The organism is Aeromicrobium sp. A1-2 (assembly GCF_003443875.1).
GTDB lineage: Bacteria > Actinomycetota > Actinomycetes > Propionibacteriales > Nocardioidaceae > Aeromicrobium.
This window is the reverse complement of the sequence record NZ_CP027482.1, coordinates 2,125,639-2,143,655: the sequence shown is the minus strand read 5'-3', so window position 1 is coordinate 2,143,655 and position 18,017 is coordinate 2,125,639. Positions and strand designations below refer to the sequence as shown.

22 protein-coding genes are annotated in these 18,017 nt (G+C 67.2%); 15 read left to right on the top strand and 7 right to left on the bottom strand.

Annotated elements, in window-relative coordinates; translation table 11 throughout:
• The first annotated feature begins 69 nt into the window (after nucleotides 1-69).
• Nucleotides 70-2,043, top strand: coding sequence for a protein meaA (locus C6I20_RS10410; RefSeq protein ID WP_118395903.1), 1,974 nt, complete (start codon nucleotides 70-72; stop codon nucleotides 2,041-2,043).
• Nucleotides 2,044-2,107: 64 nt separating this feature from the next.
• Here the strand turns inward: C6I20_RS10410 and C6I20_RS10405 are convergent, their stop codons facing one another.
• Together C6I20_RS10405 and C6I20_RS17115 are read right to left on the bottom strand one after the other, a co-directional pair.
• Nucleotides 2,108-2,884, bottom strand: coding sequence for an isocitrate lyase/phosphoenolpyruvate mutase family protein (locus C6I20_RS10405; RefSeq protein WP_118395902.1), 777 nt, complete (start codon nucleotides 2,882-2,884; stop codon nucleotides 2,108-2,110).
• A gap of 66 nt (nucleotides 2,885-2,950) precedes the next feature.
• Nucleotides 2,951-3,127: a hypothetical protein gene (locus tag C6I20_RS17115; RefSeq protein WP_162891258.1), complete on the bottom strand. Its 177-nt coding sequence runs from the start codon at nucleotides 3,125-3,127 to the stop codon at nucleotides 2,951-2,953.
• Nucleotides 3,128-3,190: 63 nt separating this feature from the next.
• Here C6I20_RS17115 and C6I20_RS10400 point away from each other — a divergent pair, with 63 nt between their 5' ends.
• Together C6I20_RS10400 and C6I20_RS10395 are read left to right on the top strand one after the other, a co-directional pair.
• Nucleotides 3,191-3,715 (top strand): ferritin, encoded by a 525-nt coding sequence (locus C6I20_RS10400; protein WP_118395901.1) that lies wholly within the window; start codon nucleotides 3,191-3,193, stop codon nucleotides 3,713-3,715.
• Nucleotides 3,708-4,148, top strand: coding sequence for an SSI family serine proteinase inhibitor (locus C6I20_RS10395; protein WP_216822856.1), 441 nt, complete (start codon nucleotides 3,708-3,710; stop codon nucleotides 4,146-4,148). The genes C6I20_RS10400 and C6I20_RS10395 overlap by 8 nt, the downstream gene beginning before the upstream one ends.
• Before the next feature lie 87 nt (nucleotides 4,149-4,235).
• On the opposite strand, the gene nucS is transcribed toward C6I20_RS10395, so the two are convergent.
• Nucleotides 4,236-4,913, bottom strand: a complete 678-nt coding sequence (nucS, locus tag C6I20_RS10390) for an endonuclease NucS (RefSeq protein WP_118395900.1) — start codon at nucleotides 4,911-4,913, stop codon at nucleotides 4,236-4,238.
• A gap of 3 nt (nucleotides 4,914-4,916) precedes the next feature.
• Nucleotides 4,917-5,300, bottom strand: coding sequence for a hypothetical protein (locus C6I20_RS10385; protein WP_118395899.1), 384 nt, complete (start codon nucleotides 5,298-5,300; stop codon nucleotides 4,917-4,919).
• Between the two features lie 83 nt (nucleotides 5,301-5,383).
• Between C6I20_RS10385 and C6I20_RS10380 the strand changes: the two genes are divergently transcribed.
• From C6I20_RS10380 to C6I20_RS10365, 4 genes are all read left to right on the top strand, one after another.
• The gene (locus C6I20_RS10380; RefSeq protein ID WP_118395898.1) at nucleotides 5,384-6,577 is read left to right on the top strand and encodes a 3-hydroxyacyl-CoA dehydrogenase family protein; all 1,194 of its coding nucleotides are present in this window, start codon (nucleotides 5,384-5,386) and stop codon (nucleotides 6,575-6,577) included.
• Between the two features lie 111 nt (nucleotides 6,578-6,688).
• Nucleotides 6,689-7,033: a hypothetical protein gene (locus C6I20_RS10375; protein ID WP_118395897.1), complete on the top strand. Its 345-nt coding sequence runs from the start codon at nucleotides 6,689-6,691 to the stop codon at nucleotides 7,031-7,033.
• Nucleotides 7,034-7,069: 36 nt separating this feature from the next.
• The gene (locus C6I20_RS10370) at nucleotides 7,070-7,336 is read left to right on the top strand and encodes a hypothetical protein (protein ID WP_216823124.1); all 267 of its coding nucleotides are present in this window, start codon (nucleotides 7,070-7,072) and stop codon (nucleotides 7,334-7,336) included.
• A gap of 13 nt (nucleotides 7,337-7,349) precedes the next feature.
• Nucleotides 7,350-8,132 carry an alpha/beta hydrolase gene (locus tag C6I20_RS10365; RefSeq protein ID WP_118395896.1) on the top strand — a complete coding sequence of 261 codons (783 nt, stop codon included), beginning with the start codon at nucleotides 7,350-7,352 and terminating at the stop codon, nucleotides 8,130-8,132.
• Here the strand turns inward: C6I20_RS10365 and C6I20_RS10360 are convergent.
• From C6I20_RS10360 to mce, 3 genes are all read right to left on the bottom strand, one after another.
• Nucleotides 8,129-9,313, bottom strand: coding sequence for a hypothetical protein (locus tag C6I20_RS10360; protein ID WP_118395895.1), 1,185 nt, complete (start codon nucleotides 9,311-9,313; stop codon nucleotides 8,129-8,131). The two genes, C6I20_RS10365 and C6I20_RS10360, sit on opposite strands and share 4 nt — an antisense overlap.
• A 126-nt stretch (nucleotides 9,314-9,439) precedes the next feature.
• Nucleotides 9,440-10,777, bottom strand: coding sequence for a crotonyl-CoA carboxylase/reductase (gene ccrA, locus C6I20_RS10355; protein WP_118395894.1), 1,338 nt, complete (start codon nucleotides 10,775-10,777; stop codon nucleotides 9,440-9,442).
• A gap of 80 nt (nucleotides 10,778-10,857) precedes the next feature.
• Complete coding sequence (gene mce / locus C6I20_RS10350) at nucleotides 10,858-11,304, bottom strand: methylmalonyl-CoA epimerase (protein ID WP_118395893.1); 447 nt, start codon at nucleotides 11,302-11,304, stop codon at nucleotides 10,858-10,860.
• 116 nt (nucleotides 11,305-11,420) lie between these two features.
• On the opposite strand from mce, the gene C6I20_RS10345 reads away from it, so the two are divergent.
• The 8 genes from C6I20_RS10345 (at nucleotide 11,421) to C6I20_RS10310 (ending at nucleotide 18,012) form a co-directional block, all read left to right on the top strand.
• Nucleotides 11,421-12,611 (top strand): acetyl-CoA C-acetyltransferase, encoded by a 1,191-nt coding sequence (locus tag C6I20_RS10345; protein WP_118395892.1) that lies wholly within the window; start codon nucleotides 11,421-11,423, stop codon nucleotides 12,609-12,611.
• 10 nt (nucleotides 12,612-12,621) lie between these two features.
• Complete coding sequence (gene meaB / locus C6I20_RS10340; protein ID WP_216822855.1) at nucleotides 12,622-13,584, top strand: methylmalonyl Co-A mutase-associated GTPase MeaB; 963 nt, start codon at nucleotides 12,622-12,624, stop codon at nucleotides 13,582-13,584.
• Nucleotides 13,585-13,647: 63 nt separating this feature from the next.
• A complete protein-coding gene (locus C6I20_RS10335) occupies nucleotides 13,648-13,806 on the top strand; it encodes a hypothetical protein (RefSeq protein ID WP_162891257.1) in 159 nt (52 codons plus the stop codon).
• 7 nt (nucleotides 13,807-13,813) lie between these two features.
• Complete coding sequence (locus tag C6I20_RS10330; RefSeq protein WP_254052106.1) at nucleotides 13,814-14,410, top strand: PH domain-containing protein; 597 nt, start codon at nucleotides 13,814-13,816, stop codon at nucleotides 14,408-14,410.
• A 45-nt stretch (nucleotides 14,411-14,455) separates the two neighbouring features.
• Nucleotides 14,456-15,361 carry a tetratricopeptide repeat protein gene (locus C6I20_RS10325; protein WP_118395889.1) on the top strand — a complete coding sequence of 302 codons (906 nt, stop codon included), beginning with the start codon at nucleotides 14,456-14,458 and terminating at the stop codon, nucleotides 15,359-15,361.
• 117 nt (nucleotides 15,362-15,478) lie between these two features.
• Entirely contained in the window at nucleotides 15,479-16,687 is a 1,209-nt protein-coding gene (locus tag C6I20_RS10320) for a hypothetical protein (RefSeq protein WP_118395888.1), read from the top strand.
• Entirely contained in the window at nucleotides 16,684-17,637 is a 954-nt protein-coding gene (locus C6I20_RS10315; RefSeq protein WP_118395887.1) for a hypothetical protein, read from the top strand. The genes C6I20_RS10320 and C6I20_RS10315 overlap by 4 nt, the downstream gene beginning before the upstream one ends.
• Before the next feature lie 171 nt (nucleotides 17,638-17,808).
• Nucleotides 17,809-18,012, top strand: a complete 204-nt coding sequence (locus C6I20_RS10310) for a cold-shock protein (RefSeq protein ID WP_056605450.1) — start codon at nucleotides 17,809-17,811, stop codon at nucleotides 18,010-18,012.
• Nucleotides 18,013-18,017: the final 5 nt, after the last annotated feature.

Genomic DNA, 18,017 nt, shown 5'->3' with positions numbered 1-18,017 from the left:
ACGAGTGTGAGCAGGAACGCCCTGACCGAGTCGTGACCGGCGAGGATACGGGAAGGTAGCCTGAGCCTCATGCCAGACAAGCCGTGGGTAATGCGTACGTATGCCGGACACAGCTCGGCGGCGGAGTCGAACAAGCTCTACCGCGGGAACCTCGCGAAGGGCCAGACCGGACTCTCGGTTGCGTTCGACCTGCCGACGCAGACCGGATACGACCCGGATCACGAGCTCAGCAGGGGAGAGGTCGGCAAGGTCGGGGTCCCGATCCCGCACCTCGGCGCGATGCGCCGGCTGTTCCAGGACATCCCGCTCGAGACCATGAACACCTCAATGACGATCAACGCGACCGCGATGTGGCTGCTCGCGATGTATCAGGTCGCGGCCGAGGAGCAGGGCGTCGATGCGGCACTGCTGTCCGGGACGACTCAGAACGACATCATCAAGGAGTACTTGTCCCGCGGGACATACGTCTTCGGTCCCGCGCCCTCGCTACGCCTGACGACCGACATGATCGCGTACACCGTCACGACGATCCCGAAGTGGAACCCGCTCAACATCTGCAGCTATCACCTGCAGGAGGCCGGGGCGACGCCGACGCAGGAGCTCGCCTACGCGCTCACCACCGCGATCGCGGTCCTGGACTCGGTCCGTGACTCGGGCCAGGTTCCGCCGGAGGAGTTCGAGAAGGTCGTCGGTCGGATCTCCTTCTTCGTCAACGCGGGCGTTCGGTTCATCGAGGAGATGTGCAAGATGCGCGCCTTCGGGCGACTGTGGGACGAGATCACCAGGGAGCGCTACGGCGTACAGGATCCCAAGATGAGACGCCTGCGCTACGGCGTGCAGGTCAACTCGTTGGGTCTGACCGAAGCGCAGCCCGAGAACAACGTGCAGCGCATCGTCCTGGAGATGCTCGGCGTCACGCTCAGCAAGGATGCCCGTGCGCGTGCCGTGCAGCTGCCGGCGTGGAACGAGGCGCTCGGCCTGCCTCGCCCGTGGGACCAGCAGTGGTCGCTGCGGCTGCAGCAGGTGCTGGCCTTTGAGTCCGACCTGCTGGAGTACGAAGACATCTTCGAGGGCTCGGTCGTGATCGAGGCCAAGGTCAACGAGCTCATGGACGGTGCCCGCGCCGAGATCGACCGGGTCCAAGCCATGGGCGGTGCCGTCGCGGCGGTCGAGTCCGGATACATGAAGCAGGCTCTCGTCGGCTCGCACTCCGAGCGCCGCGCCCGCATTGAGACCGGCGAGATGAAGGTCGTCGGCGTCAACTCCTACACCTCGACCGAGCCGTCACCTCTGACCGCCGATCTCGACACCGCGATCATGACCGCCGATCCCGAGGCTGAGGCCAATGCGATCGCCGACGTCCGGGCGTGGCGTGAGCAGCGCGACCAGGGCGCCGTCGACGAGGCGCTGCAGAGGCTGCAGCGTGAGGCCAAGTCCGACACCAACCTGATGCAGGCGACCCTCTCGGCCGTACGCGCCGGTGCGACGGTCGGCGAGTGGTCCGGCGCACTGCGTGAGGTGTTCGGCGAGTACCGCGCGCCCACCGGCGTCAGTGGAGTCGCCAGCGTGGCCGATGCGGGCGCTGAGCTGACGGCCGTACGTGATCGGGTACGTGAGACCGGCGAGGAGCTCGGCACACGCCTTCGCTTCCTGGTCGGCAAGCCCGGGCTGGACGGACACTCCAACGGGGCCGAGCAGATCGCCGTACGGGCCCGCGACGCCGGGTTCGAGGTCGTCTACCAGGGCATCCGGCTCACCCCTGCGCAGATCGTCGCCGCGGCGGTCGCCGAGGACGTGCACTGTGTGGGTCTGTCGATCCTGTCGGGGTCTCACATGGAGCTCGTCCCGGACGTCCAGCGCGCGATGGCCGAGGCCGATATAGGGGAGGTGCCGTTGATCGTCGGTGGCATCATCCCCGAGTCCGACGCCCGCAAGATGGAGGCTGCCGGTGTGGCCGCGGTCTTCACGCCGAAGGACTTCGGCATGACCGCGATCATGGACCGCATCGTCGACGAGATCCGCAAGGCCAACAACCTCGATTAGTTGCCGAAGGGGACCGCTCCCGAGCCTGCCGAAAGAATGAGATTTCGACAGGCTCGACCGGCGATCAGTTGAGCACGCGGAAGTCTGCCGGGAGGCCGCCTCCGTTGATGATGTCGGCGGTCAGGTCCTGCAGGGCCATGAGCGCGACGGACTGGGCGAACGGCCCGTACGACACGCGGGCCACACCGAGCTCCTGCATACGGTCCAACGGCACTGATCCGGGTGCGCCGATCAGGGTCAGCTTCTGCGGTCCCCAGGCGTCCACGAAGGCCTTGATGTCGTCCTCCGACACCTTGCCGGGCACGAACACGACCGGGGCGCCGGTCGCCAGGTAGGCCTTGCCGCGCTCGATCGCATCGGCGAGGACATCGGCGTGCGGTCGGTCGCCGGCCTTGACGAAGGCATCGGTGCGCGCGTTGAGCACGAACTCGATACCTTCCTGCTGGGCCGCGTCCAGTACGGCTTCCACGGCGGCGACGGCCTCGTTGAGCGGCTTCATCTGGTCCTCGAGGTTGGCGCCGACGACGCCGACCCCGATCGCGCGGAGGGTCGTCTCGCGCGGATTGCCGTAGCCCGCCTCGAGATCTGCGGTGACCGGCAGGTCGGTCGCCGCGACGATGCCGCCGACCGCCTCGATCATGAGCTCGACCGGGATGTTCTCGCCGTCGGCGTAGCCGTAGGCGGCGGCAATCGAGTGGCTCGCGGTCGCGAGCGCGTGGACGCCTTCCACCTCGGAGACGACGCGCGCGCTGATGGCGTCCCACACGTTGACAACCTTGAGCAGTGCGGGATCGGTGTGCAGGGCGAGGAGGGTCTGGGCCTGTGCGGCGAGTTCGGTCATGCTGTCAGGCTAGCCAGTCCTTCGTGGCGCGCACAGTGCACAGTGCCCTAGGCTCGGGCGATCCGCTCAGGCGGCCACGGCGACGCGGGACTTTTGCTGCTTCTTTTTCTTCTTGACCTTGACCAGCTTGCGCTTCTTCACGGTGTACCCCGCGGGGAGCGTCCCCTTCTTCATCATCCGAAGTGGGCAGCGCTTGCAGGCAGGCTTGCTGCTGCAGCACTTCTTCTTCGGCTTCGGGGGCACGACGCTACGATATCAGTGTGAGGTGAGCCTCGCCTAAGACGACAGAATTGGAGCAGAGGACACATGGCAGCACCAGCATTCGTCGCGAAGCTCAACGAGCAGCTCGGACACGAGTTCAACGCGCACCAGCAGTACATCGCGATCGCGACCCACTACGACGCCCTGACGATGCCGCAGATGGCCGGGTTGTTCTACCAGCAGGCGCTCGAGGAGCGCGATCACGCGATGATGATGGTGCAGTACCTCCTCGACGCCGACGAGGTCCCGGTCATCCCGGCCCTGGATGCGCCACGCGTGGGATTCGCCGACGTCATCGAGCCGGTTGCTGCCGCGTTGGCCCAGGAGAAGCGAGTCACGGCGCAGATCAACGAGCTGACCCGCATCGCGCGCGACAACAACGACTTCGCCTCGGACCAGTTCATGCAGTGGTTCATCAAGGAGCAGGTCGAGGAGCTGTCCAAGATGAGCGACCTGCTCGCCGTCGTGACCCGCTCGAAGGACGACTACGAGCGCATTGAGGACTGGATCGCCCGCGAGGACAAGGGCGCCGCCGGCGATCCGACGGCACCACCCATCGCCGGTGCGTAGCCTTCTGGTGACTCTGGTTGCCGCAGGCCTGCTGTCGGCCTGTGGCGCGGGCTCCTCGAACGACTCAGCTGGCAGTGAGCCCGCCGGCGCCGGTGACGCCGGGACGGACGCGACGACGTCGCTGGCGATCGTCGTGACGCCCGACGAGGGGGTCACGCCCAAGGCCTACACGCTGACCTGCGATCCGGACGGGGGAGACCATCCCCAGGCTGAGCAGGCCTGCGCCGCCCTCGACGCGGCCGGAGTCGAGGTCCTGAGCCCCGTCCCGGCCGATCAGACGTGCACCGAGGTCTACGGCGGGCCGCAGGTCGCGACGGTCAGAGGCACGTACGACGGCGTCCCGATCGACGCGACGTTCAACCGAACCAATGGCTGCGAGATCGACCGTTGGGAGCAGCTCGGCACGACGTTCTTCGACGTCCCGATGCTCTAGTGCTCGCTCGGCCCGCAAAGTGTGCGAGTCCGCCCCGGATGCGCGATGCAGACGGTGCGGACTCGCACACTTTGCGCTCCGGGTGAGTCAGAACAGGCGCAGGCTCGGGTCGTCGATGCCGCGCAGCTCGTCATAGTTCACGACGACACACTCGATACCGCGATCGGCCGCCAGGACTCTTGCCTGCGGCTTGATCTCCTGGGCCGCGAAGATGCCGCGGACCGGCCGCAGCGCGGGATCGCGATTCATGAGCTCGAGGTAGCGGGTCAGCTGCTCTACGCCGTCGATGTCGCCGCGGCGCTTGATCTCGACCGCGACCGAGGCATTGGCGGCGTCCTTGCAGAGCAGGTCGACCGGACCGATCGCCGTCATGAACTCGCGACGCACGAGGCTCATGCCGTCGCCGAGCGCGGCGGTGTGCTCGGCCAGCAGTTCCTGCAGGTGCTTCTCCACGCCGTCCTTCTGCAGGCCGGGGTCGACCCCGAGCTCGTGCGCGGAGTCGTGCAGCACTTCTTCGATTCGGATGCGCAGGGTGTCGTCGGTCTTTCCCGCCGTCACGGTCCATTCCGTGACGCCGTCGTCCGCGGCCCCCTCACGCAAGGTGCAGGGTGGGCTCATCCAGTTGAGTGGCTTGTACGATCCGCCATCGGAGTGGATCAGCACCGAGCCGTCGTTCTTGACCATGATGAGACGGGTGGCCAGAGGAAGGTGGGCGGCGAGCCGGCCGGCGTAGTCGACCTGGCAGCGCGCGATGACGAGACGCAACGGCTACAGCCTCGTCAGCGTGCCGAGCTTGAACACAAGCGTGTCGCCCTTGATCGTGCCCTTGTCTGTGTTGCCGTCGTCGCCGATCAGGGACACGGTGGACCCCTCGACGGAGTACTTGCCGACGCGGAAGTCCTCGAGGCCCTGGTAGTCCTCGACGTACGTGCCGTCCTCGTGGAAGTGCACGACCCACTCAGCCTTGGTGTCCTCCCAGTCGCCGCGCAGGTTGATCGCCGCGTCGGTGGACGGGTCGACCGAGACCGTCGGGGTGCTGGTCGGCGCCGAGGTGCTCGAGCTGCCGGGCGAGTCAAGCTCGGGGGCTTCGCTCGTGCCACAGGCGCTGGCCCCTAGCAGAGTGAACCCGATGATGGCTGTAACCATCGTCATACGTCGATTCATGGTTCTCCCCGTAGAGCAGGCGGCACTGTCACGTTAGTCTGACACGACCCGCTTATTACTCAGGAGTAGCCATGCAGGAAATCGTCGACAGACTGGCCGCCAACGACCGAGCAGCCGACATCGCCCGCACCTTGTTGCTGCCATACCTCAACCACGCAGCCACGATGTACGAGAGCGGCTACGCCACGCGGGACGACATCGACGCGTCGATGCGGTTTGGTTGCGGCTACCCGATCGGCCCGCTGGCCCTGATCGACGCCCTCGGGGCGCAGGTCGTCGCGACCGGCCTCGAGAAGCTGTACGCCGAGACGGGTGACGAACTGCACCAGCCGGTCAGCATCCTGAGTGTCATGGCCGCCGACAGCACAACGTTCGCCGAGGCCGTCGGCGCCGATGAGGCGGGCGCGCCGGAGCTGCGCCACGAGATCCAGACCGTGGGTGTCGTGGGGACCGGCACGATGGCGTCGGGCATCGTCGAGGTGTTCGCCAAGGCGGGCTACGACGTCGTCTACGTCGGTCGCAGCGAGGACAAGCTGCAGGGTGTCGTCGCGCGCATCACCAAGAGCCTGGACAAGGCCGTGTCCCGCGGCAAGCTCGACGAGGACGGCAAGTCCAACGTGCTGGCCCGGCTCAGCAGCTCGACCGAGCGCGAGGCCCTCGCGGGTGCGGACATCATCGTCGAGGCGATCGCCGAGGACCTCGACGTCAAGCTCGCGCTGTTCGCGGATCTGGATCGCATCGCCAAGCCCGGCGCGATCCTGGCCACCACAACGTCCTCCCTGTCGATCACGACGTGCGCCGCGGCGACGTCCCGCCCGCAGGACGTCATCGGCATGCACTTCTTCAACCCGGCGCCGGTCATGAAGCTCGTCGAGGTCGTGTCGGCCGACGCGACCTCGCCGGAGGTTGCCGAGACCGTCCGCGCGTTGTGCCTGTCGACCGGCAAGCACCCAGTGTCGTGCGGCGACCGGGCTGGCTTCATCGTCAACGCCCTGCTGTTCCCGTACCTCAACGACGCGGTCAAGCTTCACGAGGCCGATGGCGGGACGCTCGTCGACATTGACGACGCCCTCAAGGGCACCAAGCTCCCCATGGGTCCGTTCGAGCTGCTCGACGTGGTGGGCAACGACGTCTCGCTGGCGATCGAGCAGACCCTGGTCAGCACCTTCGGTCACGCGGGCTGGATCCCGGCACCGATGCTGGAGCGGGTCGTGGCCGAGGGCAAGCTCGGGCGCAAGACCGGCGCGGGTTTCCACACGTATTGAGAGGCTAAAAGTTACGCCATTTGGGCGTGAGTTCTTTTTCCTGCCACGTCGGTAACCCCGCGTTGTCCACATCGTTGCACTGTCCGAGAGATGTCGCGGACAGGAGTGGTGATGATCAGCAGGTCGCACGTCGTCGCAGGCGCCCGAGTGGTTCGTCTGTCCACCACGGCGTTCGCGGTCTCGACGATCGTCGGCTTCATCGCCGTCTCCACCTTCTCGAGCCAGTACGGCAGCCGGGCGACCGTGGTGCTCGATGCCACGAGCAGCGACACGGCGCTGGCCGCAGCGGTCCTGCACCAGCAGCGATCGGGTCTGCACTGCAGTGAGAAGCCCACGCTGACCGATGTCGTGCTCTTCCAGCGGGACGGCGCGGCTGCGGTGACGGTCCTGACGTTCGACCAGGCCATCAAGGCCTCCTCGGCGAGCGAAGGATGGATCCGCCGCTACTGCATCTGACCGGTCCTGCGCAGAACCCGTCCGTAGACTGGGGGCATGTCCCGTCGTCGTGTCGCCCAGCGCGCCGTGCAGGTGCGGGCAGCCACCGAGCAGGTCGTCAGCAAGGCCGACGGGTCGTGGTACCTCCGGCCGATCCGTGGATCAGGCTCGGCCAAGGAGTATCGCTGCCCAGGCTGTGCGCAGCTGATCCGCCCGGGCACGGCCCACGTCCTCGCCTGGCCGGTCGAGAAGGCCCTGCTGAGCGCCGCGGCGATCGATGAACGCCGGCACTGGCACACCGCGTGCTGGACCCGGAAGCACTGAAGGGCGCAATCCGATGACCGAGAAGATCCGCGGCAGCTCCGTCCTGCCTGCTCGTCGCGAGCTGATCACCCTGGAGACGGCCGACGGCCTGACGCTGGTCGGCGAGCTGGCGCTGCCACCCGACGGTGACCCGGTGGCCACCATGATCTGTCTGCACCCGTTGCCGACGCACGGCGGGATGATGGACAGCCATCTGTTCCGCAAGGCGGCATACCGGCTACCGGCGCTTGCCGGGATCGCCGTGCTGCGGTTCAACACCCGCGGCACGTCGAGCGTGCAGGGCACGAGCGGTGGTGCATTCGACAACGCCGTGGGGGAGCGCTTCGACGTGGCGGCCGCGGTCGAGTACGCCGAGTTTGCCGAGCTGCCGCACATCTGGCTCGTCGGGTGGTCCTTCGGCACCGACCTGGCATTGATGTACGGCCTCGAGCCGGCCGTCGAGGGTGTCGTGCTGCTGTCCCCGCCGCTGCGCTACTCCGCAGTGGAGCACCTCGTGGACTGGGCCGCGTCGGACAAGTCGATCACAGCCCTGGTGCCCGAGCACGACGACTACCTGCAGCCGGCCGAGGCGAGGGAACGGTTCGCGGTAGTCCCGCAGGCCGAGGTCATCGGGATCGACGGCGCCAAGCATCTGTGGGTCGGCGACTCGGAGCGGGCGCTCGACGAGATCACCCGCAAGCTCGCGCCGTCCGTGGCGCTGCCGCTGCCGGACACGTGGGACGGACCCATGCAGCGCGCAGACACCTCGGCGTACCGCGACCGGACGACCGCAGTCTTCCGGGACCAGCCCCGCTAGTTGCTCTTGGTCTCGTCCGCCTGGTCGGACTCGTCTGACTCGGCACCGGTCTTCGTGGTTTCGGCGTCCTGGCCAGCCTTCACGACCTCGGGCTCGGGCTTGGCCGACTCGGCCTTGTCCGTGTCCTTGGCCGGAAGGTCCTCGGTCGTGGGCGCGAACGTCGAGACGATGTCCCGCAGCTGTCCCATCTGGGCCATGATGCCTTCGCGCTTGCGCTGGAGGTCGTCGACCTCGGCGCGCAGGACGCGCGTCTGGCGCTCGGCATCGGTCGTCGCGGTCACGTGGATGTGCTGGGCCTGGGCCTGGGCGCTCGTGACGAGCTGGCTGGCCTCTCCCTTGGCATTGTCGAGCAGTCGCGCGGCCTCGGCGCTCGCGGCATCGCGGGCCTTGGCGGCCTGCGCCATGATGTCGCGGGCCCGGTCGTCGGCGGACTTGGCGCGGGCTTCCGAATCCTTGACCATCTTGCCGGTCTGCTCGGTCGCCGAGGCGTGGTTCTCGGACGCCTCGCGGGCCAGCCGCTCCTTCTCGACGGCCAGGACGCGGCGCGCCTCGGTGACCTCACGGTCGGCAGCCGCGCGGGCCTGCTCGACCTCACGGGTGGCGCCGAGGCGCATGTTCTGAGAGTCCTGCTCGGCCGCGAGCTTGAGCTGGGCGGCTTCACGTTCGGCGTGCGCGCGCAGGTCCTCGGTGTGCGCCAAGGCATCGGCGTGCATCGCCTCGGCGTCCTCGAGGAGCTGCTTGCGCTTCTCCTCGATCTCGGTGACCGCGCGGCCGCGCATCTCCTCGGCCTCGTGGGCCGCGGTGGCGCGGACGATCGCCGACTCCTCCTCGGCCTTCTTGACCACTTCGGCGGCCTCGCGGGCGGCGCGATTGCGGACATCGTCGGCTTCCTGCTCGGCCAGACCGAGTAGCTGTGCGGCGTGGTTGCCCAGCCCCGTGTAGGTCGGCTTCTCGACGGCCTCGTCGCGGTCCTTGAGCTTCTCGATCAGGTCGCGGAGATTGTCGTTCTCGGCCTGGGCCGTCTTCAGGCTCTCGGCCGCGCGCTGGAACTCCGCGGACTGTGTGCGCACCCAGGCGTCGACGGCATCGCTGTCGTATCCGCCGCGGCGGGCGAGCGGAAAGGTCGCGTCACCGGACTTCTCGGCGGCGCTGAAAATGGACAATCCGGACTGGTCGGACATGCTGATCCCATTCGTGAAGAGAGGGGGGTGGTTGGGTGTGGCTCCACCATACCCGGCGAAAAGGGACACGCGAACGAGCTGTCCAAGCCCCGGCACGTGTCCCTCCTCGGAGTGTCCTACGGGCGATCAGACCCCGCGGAACCGGTTGATCTTGTCGAGGTGCAGGGCGCGCTTCTCCGCGTTGCGAACGCCGAGTCCCTCCTCGGGGGCGAGGCACAAGACGCCGACCTTGCCCTGGTGCAGGTTGTGGTGCACGTCAAGCGCTGCCTGGCCGGTGTCCTCCAGCGAGTAGACCCGCGACAGGGTCGGGTGGATCAGGCCCTTGTCGATGAGCTTGTTGGCCTCCCAGGACTCGCGGTAGTTCGCGAAGTGCGAGCTGACGATCCGCTTGAGGTTCATCCACAGGTAGCGGTTGTCGTACTGGTGCATGTAGCCCGACGTGGAGGCGCAGGTCACGATCGTGCCGCCCTTGCGCGCCACGTAGACACTCGCGCCGAACGTCTCGCGGCCCGGGTGCTCGAACACGATGTCAGGATCGTCGCCGCCAGTGAGCTCGCGGATCTTCTTGCCGAACCGCTGCCACTCCTTGGGGTCCTGGGTGTGCTCGTCCTTCCAGAACTTGTAGCCCTCGGCGGACCGGTCGATGACGTGTTCGGCCCCCATCTTCCGCACGATCGCAGCCTTCTCCGGCGACGAGACGACACACACCGGGGTCGCTCCGCCGTTGAGCGCGAACTGCGTGGCGTACGAACCGAGGCCACCCGAGGCGCCCCAGATCAGAACGGTGTCGCCCTGCTTCATGTTGGCGCCATTGGTCGAGACCAGCTGGCGGTATGCCGTGGAGTTGACCAGGCCGGGGCTCGCGGCCTCTTCCCACGTCAGGTGGTCCGGCTTGGGCATGAGCTGGTTGGCCTTGACGATCGCCAACTGGGCCAGGCCGCCGAAGTTGGTCTCGAAGCCCCAGATCCGCTGCTCGGGGTCCATCATCGTGTCGTTGTGTCCGTCGGGCGCCTCGAGCTCGACCGACAGGCAGTGGGCGACGACCTCGCGGCCGGGCTTCCACTTGTTGACGCCCGGGCCGACGCGCAGCACGACGCCGGCGAGGTCGGAGCCGACCACGTGATAGGGCAGGTCGTGGCGCTTGGTGTACTCGCTCAGCCGGCCGTAGCGCTCAAGGAAGCTGAACGTGGAGACGGGCTCGAAGATCGAGGTCCACACGGTGTTGTAGTTGATCGCGCTGGCCATGACGGCGACCAGAGCCTCGCCGGGCGCGAGCTCGGGGATCGGGACGTCGTCGAGGTGAAGACTCTTGCGGGGGTCCTTGTCGCGGCTGGACATGCCTTCGAACATGTCCACCTCGTCCTTGTGGACGGTGATTCCCTTGTAGGAGTCGGGAAGGGCAATGGTTCCGAAGTCCTCGGGGGCGGTGTCGCCGGCAAGGATGGCATCCAGGATCTGCTGCACGTAGGTCCTCCAGTAGGTGTTCCGGGAATGTTACTAATCGTTAACTTCTCCGGCTACGCCGACGGAGTGTGATCCGCCCCTCAGTGGGTTGCGGCCGGCTCCACGAGTTCGACCAGGACGCCGCCGGCGTCCTTCGGGTGGACGAAGTTGACCCGTGAGTCGGAGGTGCCGCGCTTGGGCGCGTCGTAGAGCAGCCGTACGCCGCGTTCACGCAGGATCGCGGACACCGCTTCGATGTCGGCGACGCGGTACGCCAGCTGCTGGATCCCCTGCCCGTTCCGGGCAATGAACTTGGCGATCGTCGACTCCTCACTGAGCGGCGCGAGCAGCTGGATGCGCTGGTCGGAGTCACCGACCGCAAGCATTGCTTCGCGCACGCCCTGCTCCTCGTTGATCTCCTCGTGCACCGCGTGCAGTCCGAATGTCGAGGCGTAGAACTCCAAGGCGTCGTCGAGGTCGGGCACCGCGATCCCGACGTGATCGATCGCGAGGAGGAGGTGATGGGGGACGAGTGGGCTCTCAGGCATGCTGACGAGGGTATGGCACCGTGGCAGGTCCCATGGCGTGATCCATGGCACACGGGACGTCTATCAACGTTACCTCTGAGTAAAGTGAAGGAAATGTCTTGCGAAGGAGCAACTCCATGACCCAGTCCGTGATCGTCGCCGGTGCGCGCACCCCGATCGGTCGCCTCCTCGGCGGCCTCAAGTCCCTCTCCGGTTCGGACCTTGGTGGTCTGGCCATCAAGGGAGCGCTCGAGAAGGCCGGTGTCACCGGCGAGCAGGTCGACTACGTGATCATGGGTCAGGTGCTCGGCGCCGGAGCCGGCCAGGTGCCTGCCCGTCAAGCTGCATTCAAGGGCGGCATCCCGCTGTCGACGCCGTCCATCACGATCAACAAGGTGTGCCTGTCGGGCCTCAACGCGATCGCCCTGGCCGACCAGCTGATCCGCGCCGGCGAGCACGAGATCATCGTTGCCGGCGGCCAGGAGTCGATGACCCAGGCCCCGCACATGCTGCTCGGATCGCGGGAGGGCACCAAGTTCGGTGACACCAAGCTCGTCGACCACATGGCCGCGGACGGCCTGTGGGACGCGCAGACCGACCAAGCGATGGGCGGGCTCACCGAGCAGATCAACAACGACGGCACCAAGCTGACCCGCGATGAGCAGGACGCGTTCAGCGCTCGTTCGCACCAGCTCGCCGCCACTGCGCAGAAGAACGGCGTCTTCGACGACGAGATCGTTCCGGTCGAGATCCCGCAGCGTAAGGGCGACCCGATCGTCGTCTCCGCCGACGAGGGAGTCCGCGGCGAGACGACCGCTGAGTCGCTTGGCAAGCTGCGTCCTGCCTTCGACAAGTCGGGCACGATCACGGCCGGTTCAGCCAGCCAGATCTCCGACGGCGCCGCGGCAGTCGTCGTCATGAGCAAGGCCAAGGCCGAAGAGCTCGGACTGTCCTGGATCGCCGAGATCGGTGCGGCCGGCGTCGTGGCCGGACCCGACTCCAGCCTGCAGCTCCAGCCCGCCAACGCGATCGCCAGCGCGGCCGCCAAGGAAGGCATCGCGGTCAGCGACATCGACCTGTTCGAGCTCAACGAGGCATTTGCCGCGGTCGGCATCGAGAGCGCACGCGCCCTCGGCGTCTCCGAGGACAAGGTCAACGTCAATGGTGGAGCCATCGCGATCGGACACCCGATCGGTGCCAGCGGCGCACGCTTGGTCCTGCACCTCGCGCTCGAACTGGGGCGTCGCGGTGGCGGCATCGGTGCGGCCGCACTGTGCGGCGGCGGCGGTCAGGGCGACGCCCTGATCATCCGAGTCCCCCAGAAGTAGTCACCACACGGTGACCCGAGGCAGCCGCGCCATCCCGGTCGCCGAGCTCGTGCAACGTGCACGAGCCGGCGAGGCCCGGGCCGTGGCGCGGCTGATCTCGTTGGTCGAGGACCGTTCCCCACAGGCCCGGGAGGTCAGTGCCGCGCTGATCCCGTACGCCGGCTCGGCGCACATCGTCGGTCTGACCGGCTCACCCGGGGTCGGCAAGTCGACCTCGACCTCGGCGCTGGTGTCGGCTTTGCGAGCCCAGGGCAGGCGGGTCGGGGTGCTCGCGGTCGATCCGACGTCCCCGTTCTCCGGTGGTGCACTGCTCGGCGACCGCGTACGGATGCAGGATCACGCCACGGACGAGGGTGTCTACATCCGCTCGATGGCCAGCCGTGGTCATCTGGGCGGGCTCTCCGCCTCCGCGCCGCAGGCCTTGCGGGTGCTCGACGCGGCCGGCTGCGACGTCGTGCTGGTCGAGACCGTCGGCGTGGGGCAGTCCGAGGTCGAGATCGCCGGCCTCGCTGACACGACACTGGTGCTGCTGGCGCCGGGCATGGGGGACGGCATCCAGGCGGCCAAGGCCGGGATCCTCGAGATCGGGGACATCTTCGTCGTCAACAAGGCAGACCGCGAGGGTGCGGCGTCGACCCGCCGGGAACTGCGATCCGTCGTCTCGATGAACAATCGACCCGACGGTGCCTGGAACCCGCCGATCCTGCTGACCGTCGCGACTCGCGGCGAGGGTGTGGTCGAGGTGGCTGACGAGATTGCGGCTCACCTGTCCCACCTGCGCGGGTCCGGTGAGCTGCAGAGCCGCCGGCTGGCGCGACTACGGCGAGAGATCGAGGCCCTGGCGTTGACCGAGGTCCAGTCCCGGTTCGCCCACCTGTCCGGGGACGCGCGACTCGACACCCTCGCCGGGCAGGTCCTGGCCGGAGAGATCGATCCGTTCGTGGCCGCAGACACCCTGGTCGAGCAGGTCTGACGTCAGGTCGATCCTTCGGCGCGCCTGCAGCGCATGCCTGCTCCAATTGGTCACAATGGATTCGTGCTGAAGAAGATCATCACGCTGCTCGTCGTCGGCTTTGCCATTTACTATCTGCTGACGGCGCCTGCTGGCGCCGCCGATGCCGTGAGCAATGCTTTCGGCGCTGTCATGGACGGCTTCCAGCAGGTCGGCGTCTTCGTCAACGAGCTCGTCGCGTAGGTCTCCGGTGTTCCGGGCGCTGCTCGACCTGATCTTGGACCTGCTTCCAGATCATGACATCGAGAGCCACCTGCTGAAGCACCCCAAGGAGCATCTCAAGGGGGAGTATCCCCACCACCCGATCGTCTACGTGCGCCCCGCCGCGGAGGTCCTCGGCGCAGCGGCGGTCTTCGTGCTGGCGGTGATCGCGCCGATCGAGGTCGGTTGGCTGCCGATGCTCGTGGTCTTCGGGCTGCTCGGCCACGCCGGCTTCCTGGCGCTCCGCGACCAGCGGGACATCTTCGTCCTGACCGACATGCGGGTGTTCCGCGTGTCCGGCATCTTCTCGACCCGACGGGCGACCGTGCCGATCAATCGCATCCTCGACGTCACGGTCGAGCGGCCGCTCCTCGGCCGGTGGCTCAGGTACGGACACATGACGTTCGAGTCCGCGGCGCAGGAGCAGGGCGTTCGCAACATCCGCTACATCGGCCAGGTCGACAAGATCGATCACGCGATCCAGAAGGTTGTGCAGGAGGCGGGTCTGCGCGGTCGGCGCCCGGCCAGGGACGGATCGAGCACCAACGATCCGGTCACGCAGCAGCAGTTCCTCGACGGCCAGTGACGGGCACCGGTGGGCAGCTCACCGGTCCCTTCCTACAATGAGGTCATGAACTTCTCCCGCCCCGGTGCCATCGACCTGTCTGCACTCAAGCAGCCGCCGGCCCGCCCGGCCCAGCCGAGCAGCGCGGCGGGGTCGTACGTCGTCGACATCACCGAGCAGAACTTCCAGACAGATGCGCTCGAGGCGTCGATGCAGTACGTCATCGTGCTCAACCTGTGGTCACCCCGCTCGGCGGAGAGCCAGACCTTCAATGCGCTGCTCGGCTCGATCGTTGCCGGGTACGACGGGCTGATCGTCCTGGCCCAGGTCGACGTCGACGCCAATCCGGCGATCGGCCAGGCGCTGCAGGCCCAGGCCGTGCCGTTGACGGTCGGGCTGGTCAAGGGTCAGCCGGTTCCCCTGTTCCAGGGCACGATCGACGAGGTCGAGGTGCGCCGATACTTCGACGAGCTGGTCAATGTCGCGGCCCAGAACGGCCTGACAGGTCGGGCGCAGCCGGTCGGCGGCGCAGCCCAGGTCGACGAGCCCGAGGAGGTCGACGACCCGCGGTTCGCGGCGGCCGACGATGCCTTCGCCCGGAGCGACTTCGACGCCGCCGTGGCGGAGTACGAGAAGATCCTCGCGCAGTACCCCGCCGATTCCGAGGTCGGCGAGCGGCTGGCGGGAGTCAAGCTGCTGGCGCGGACGCAGGGTGCTGACCTCCAGGCGGCACGCAAGGCCGCGGCGGACGCCCCGGACGACCTCGAGGCGCAGATGCTGGTCGCCGATCTCGATGTGAGTGGTGGACATGTGGATGACGCCTTCGACCGACTGATCGGGCTGGTGAGACGCACCGCCGGAGACGAGCGCGAGGGTGTGCGCGAGCGGCTCATCGAGCTCTTCACGGTCGTGGGCACTGGCGACCCCCGGGTCGCGGCTGCGCGCCGCGCACTGGCCTCTGCACTGTTCTGATCCATAGACTCACGCTCGATCGGTGGCAGGAACCTGCCCAACCTGCCTGAGCGGGGCGCACATCCCCGGTAGGCTCACGGCGGCGTCGGACGGCGACGTGCCCAAGGGAGTGTGGACATGCGGACGAGGCTCGGGTGGGTGCTTGGCGTGCTCGGCGCTCTCGTTGCGCTTCTCGGACTGACCGTCATGATCATCCTGGGACCGGACAGCCGCTTCTCGACCGGGCCTCATGCGATCGAGACGGACAGCATCGCGATCGTGACGGCACCCAAAATCATCACGTGGGCCGATCTGCAGGTCGACATCCTGGCTGAGGTGCCGGTCCGCAAGCCTGTCTTCGTCGGCATCGGCAACGCCGTCGACGTCCAGAACTACGTCGGCAAGACGCAACGGGTCGAGGTCACAGAGTTCCACACCCCGTGGCAGCTCAAGACCCGTGAGATCGAGGGCAAGCCCAACCTCCCGGGCGCGCCGACCGCGATCGACTGGTGGATCGCCCAGTCGGCCGGGCTCGGCGGCGCCAGCATCAGCACGCAGCTGTCGGACGAGACCGTCTCCGCGGCGATCCTGTCGGTCGGCTCCTCGAACCTCTCGGGCGTGCAGGTGACATTCGCCTATGGCATCCGCGGCGGCTTCTACAAGGGCATCGGGCTGTTGCTGCTCGGTCTCGGCGTGGTGTGGCTGGCCCGACTGCTGAAGCGGGGCGACGGACTGTGGCTGGAGAACGATGAGCTCGGACCGGACGAGCTGGAGGTCGAGGAGGTCGAGGAGATCGTCTACGTGTACGTCGACGAGGACGGTGTCGAGCACGAGATCTCGGCCGAGGAGGCCGGCGACTATGACATCGTCGATGCGAGCACCGAGGAGGTCGAGGAGATCGTCTACGTGTACGTCGACGAGGACGGTGTCGAGCACGAGATCTCGGCCGCAGAGGCCGGCGACTATGACATCGTCGAGGATGCGACTGCCACCCAGACTGACGAATCCGCCGAGCCCGTCGTCGAGGTCACGCCGCCGCTGGACTCGCTGTGGAGCCCGGGAGTCATGACCGCAGCGGAGATCGCCGGCGGCGCCCAACCGGAACCGGAACCAAAGCCAGAACCGGAGCCGGAGCCAGAGCCAGAGCCGGAGCCGGAACCAAAGCCGGAGCCAGAACCGGAACCGGAACCAGGACCAGAACCGGAGCCAGGACCGGAACCGGAACCAAACGACACGTCCTCCGAGCGCGTGGTCTACGTGTTCGTCGACGAGGACGGCGTGGAGCACGAGGTCGGCGAGGACGAGCTGGACCAGTTCGAGGTCCTCGACGAGGAGGACGACACATGAGGCGGCTCGCGATGCTCGTCGTGGCCGGCTGCCTGGCGCTCTCGGGATGTGCTGTCCCGCACGACCGTGGCGACGTGGTGGTCGAGAAGACCGCCGCTCGCAAGTCCGACGTCACGGCGGTGTTCGAGCGCTACCGGAAGGTCCGCAACACCGCGATCGAGCTGCTCGATGCCAAGCCCCTGTCGACGGTCGAGACCGGTCCTGTGCTGGCGATCGACTCAGGCTCCTTCGACGTGTCGCAACGGTTGGCCACGACGCAGAAGCAGGACACTGGGTCGGTCGAGGTCACTGATGTGCTCACCCCCCGGTTCGGTGCCTACCCCTTGTGGTTCTTCGCGGTCGTCAAGGACCGCACGCGGGGCGTCAACCGCGTGCAGATTTTTGAGCGGGCGGCCGCGGTCGACCCATGGCTGCTCGTGGCCAGTCCGGAGACCTTGGCGGACACGCCGATCCCCGACGTCCGTCGTCGCCGCGGTCAGGCGGTCACGGTCAAGGCAGGTGACGGTGTCGGGATGTCGATGTCGGCTACGGCGGCGGCCAAGGCCTACGCCAAGTCCCTGGCCGACGAGTCCTCGAAGGATGCGGGCAAGGTCGCGGACGACTCGTTCATCAAGCAGATGCGGGCCACGGCAGAGACCAACGGCACGCTCGAGGGGGTGAAGTTCTCCCAGTCCTGGGGTGCCGACGACGTTGAGCACGTCCTGCGGACCAGTGACGGGGGAGCGCTGGCCTTCGTCACGCTGCTCAGACTCGACACCTACACCGTCAAGGAGGGGCTCACGGTCAGCTGGCCGGAGGGCACTCCCCAGCAGGCCTTCTTGTCCTCGGGGATCTCCAGCTCGGGCAAGCTTCGCTACTACCACCAGGTCCTGCTCTACCTTCCCGGCGGCAGCGGCAAGCCCCGTGCACTGGGTCAGTACGGCGGCGTTGTCAGCGCCGACTCGGAGTGATCGGACAGATTGGCCCCGGACCCGCTATGCTTGTTCGTGTTGCACGACGTTGGGCTCTACGAATGATCAAGTGTTCCGTAAAGGTAGCTAGTTCTTCTCGCAGGTTGGATGTGTGTCGCGACAGTCACTCGCGAAAGTCGTGGGTGACAACTCGCCAAGAGGAGAAACATTATGGCTACAGGAACCGTCAAGTGGTTCAACGCTGACAAGGGCTTTGGATTCATCGCCCCCGACGACGGCAGCGAAGACGTTTTCGCGCACTTCAGCGCCATCGCGTCCAGCGGCTACCGCTCGCTGGATGAGAACCAGAAGGTCGAGTTTGACGTCGAGCAGGGCCAGAAGGGCCTGCAGGCGACGAACATTCGTCCCCTCTGATCCGA

Coding starts and splice junctions, on each gene's coding strand:
- C6I20_RS10410 (WP_118395903.1), top strand. CDS start 70: ATGCCAGACAAGCCGTGGGTAATGCGTACGTATGCCGGACACAGCTCG.
- C6I20_RS10405 (WP_118395902.1), bottom strand. CDS start 2,884: ATGACCGAACTCGCCGCACAGGCCCAGACCCTCCTCGCCCTGCACACC.
- C6I20_RS10400 (WP_118395901.1), top strand. CDS start 3,191: ATGGCAGCACCAGCATTCGTCGCGAAGCTCAACGAGCAGCTCGGACAC.
- C6I20_RS10385 (WP_118395899.1), bottom strand. CDS start 5,300: ATGACGATGGTTACAGCCATCATCGGGTTCACTCTGCTAGGGGCCAGC.
- C6I20_RS10380 (WP_118395898.1), top strand. CDS start 5,384: ATGCAGGAAATCGTCGACAGACTGGCCGCCAACGACCGAGCAGCCGAC.
- C6I20_RS10375 (WP_118395897.1), top strand. CDS start 6,689: ATGATCAGCAGGTCGCACGTCGTCGCAGGCGCCCGAGTGGTTCGTCTG.
- C6I20_RS10370 (WP_216823124.1), top strand. CDS start 7,070: ATGTCCCGTCGTCGTGTCGCCCAGCGCGCCGTGCAGGTGCGGGCAGCC.
- C6I20_RS10365 (WP_118395896.1), top strand. CDS start 7,350: ATGACCGAGAAGATCCGCGGCAGCTCCGTCCTGCCTGCTCGTCGCGAG.
- C6I20_RS10360 (WP_118395895.1), bottom strand. CDS start 9,313: ATGTCCGACCAGTCCGGATTGTCCATTTTCAGCGCCGCCGAGAAGTCC.
- mce (WP_118395893.1), bottom strand. CDS start 11,304: ATGCCTGAGAGCCCACTCGTCCCCCATCACCTCCTCCTCGCGATCGAT.
- C6I20_RS10345 (WP_118395892.1), top strand. CDS start 11,421: ATGACCCAGTCCGTGATCGTCGCCGGTGCGCGCACCCCGATCGGTCGC.
- C6I20_RS10325 (WP_118395889.1), top strand. CDS start 14,456: ATGAACTTCTCCCGCCCCGGTGCCATCGACCTGTCTGCACTCAAGCAG.
- C6I20_RS10320 (WP_118395888.1), top strand. CDS start 15,479: ATGCGGACGAGGCTCGGGTGGGTGCTTGGCGTGCTCGGCGCTCTCGTT.
- C6I20_RS10315 (WP_118395887.1), top strand. CDS start 16,684: ATGAGGCGGCTCGCGATGCTCGTCGTGGCCGGCTGCCTGGCGCTCTCG.
- C6I20_RS10310 (WP_056605450.1), top strand. CDS start 17,809: ATGGCTACAGGAACCGTCAAGTGGTTCAACGCTGACAAGGGCTTTGGA.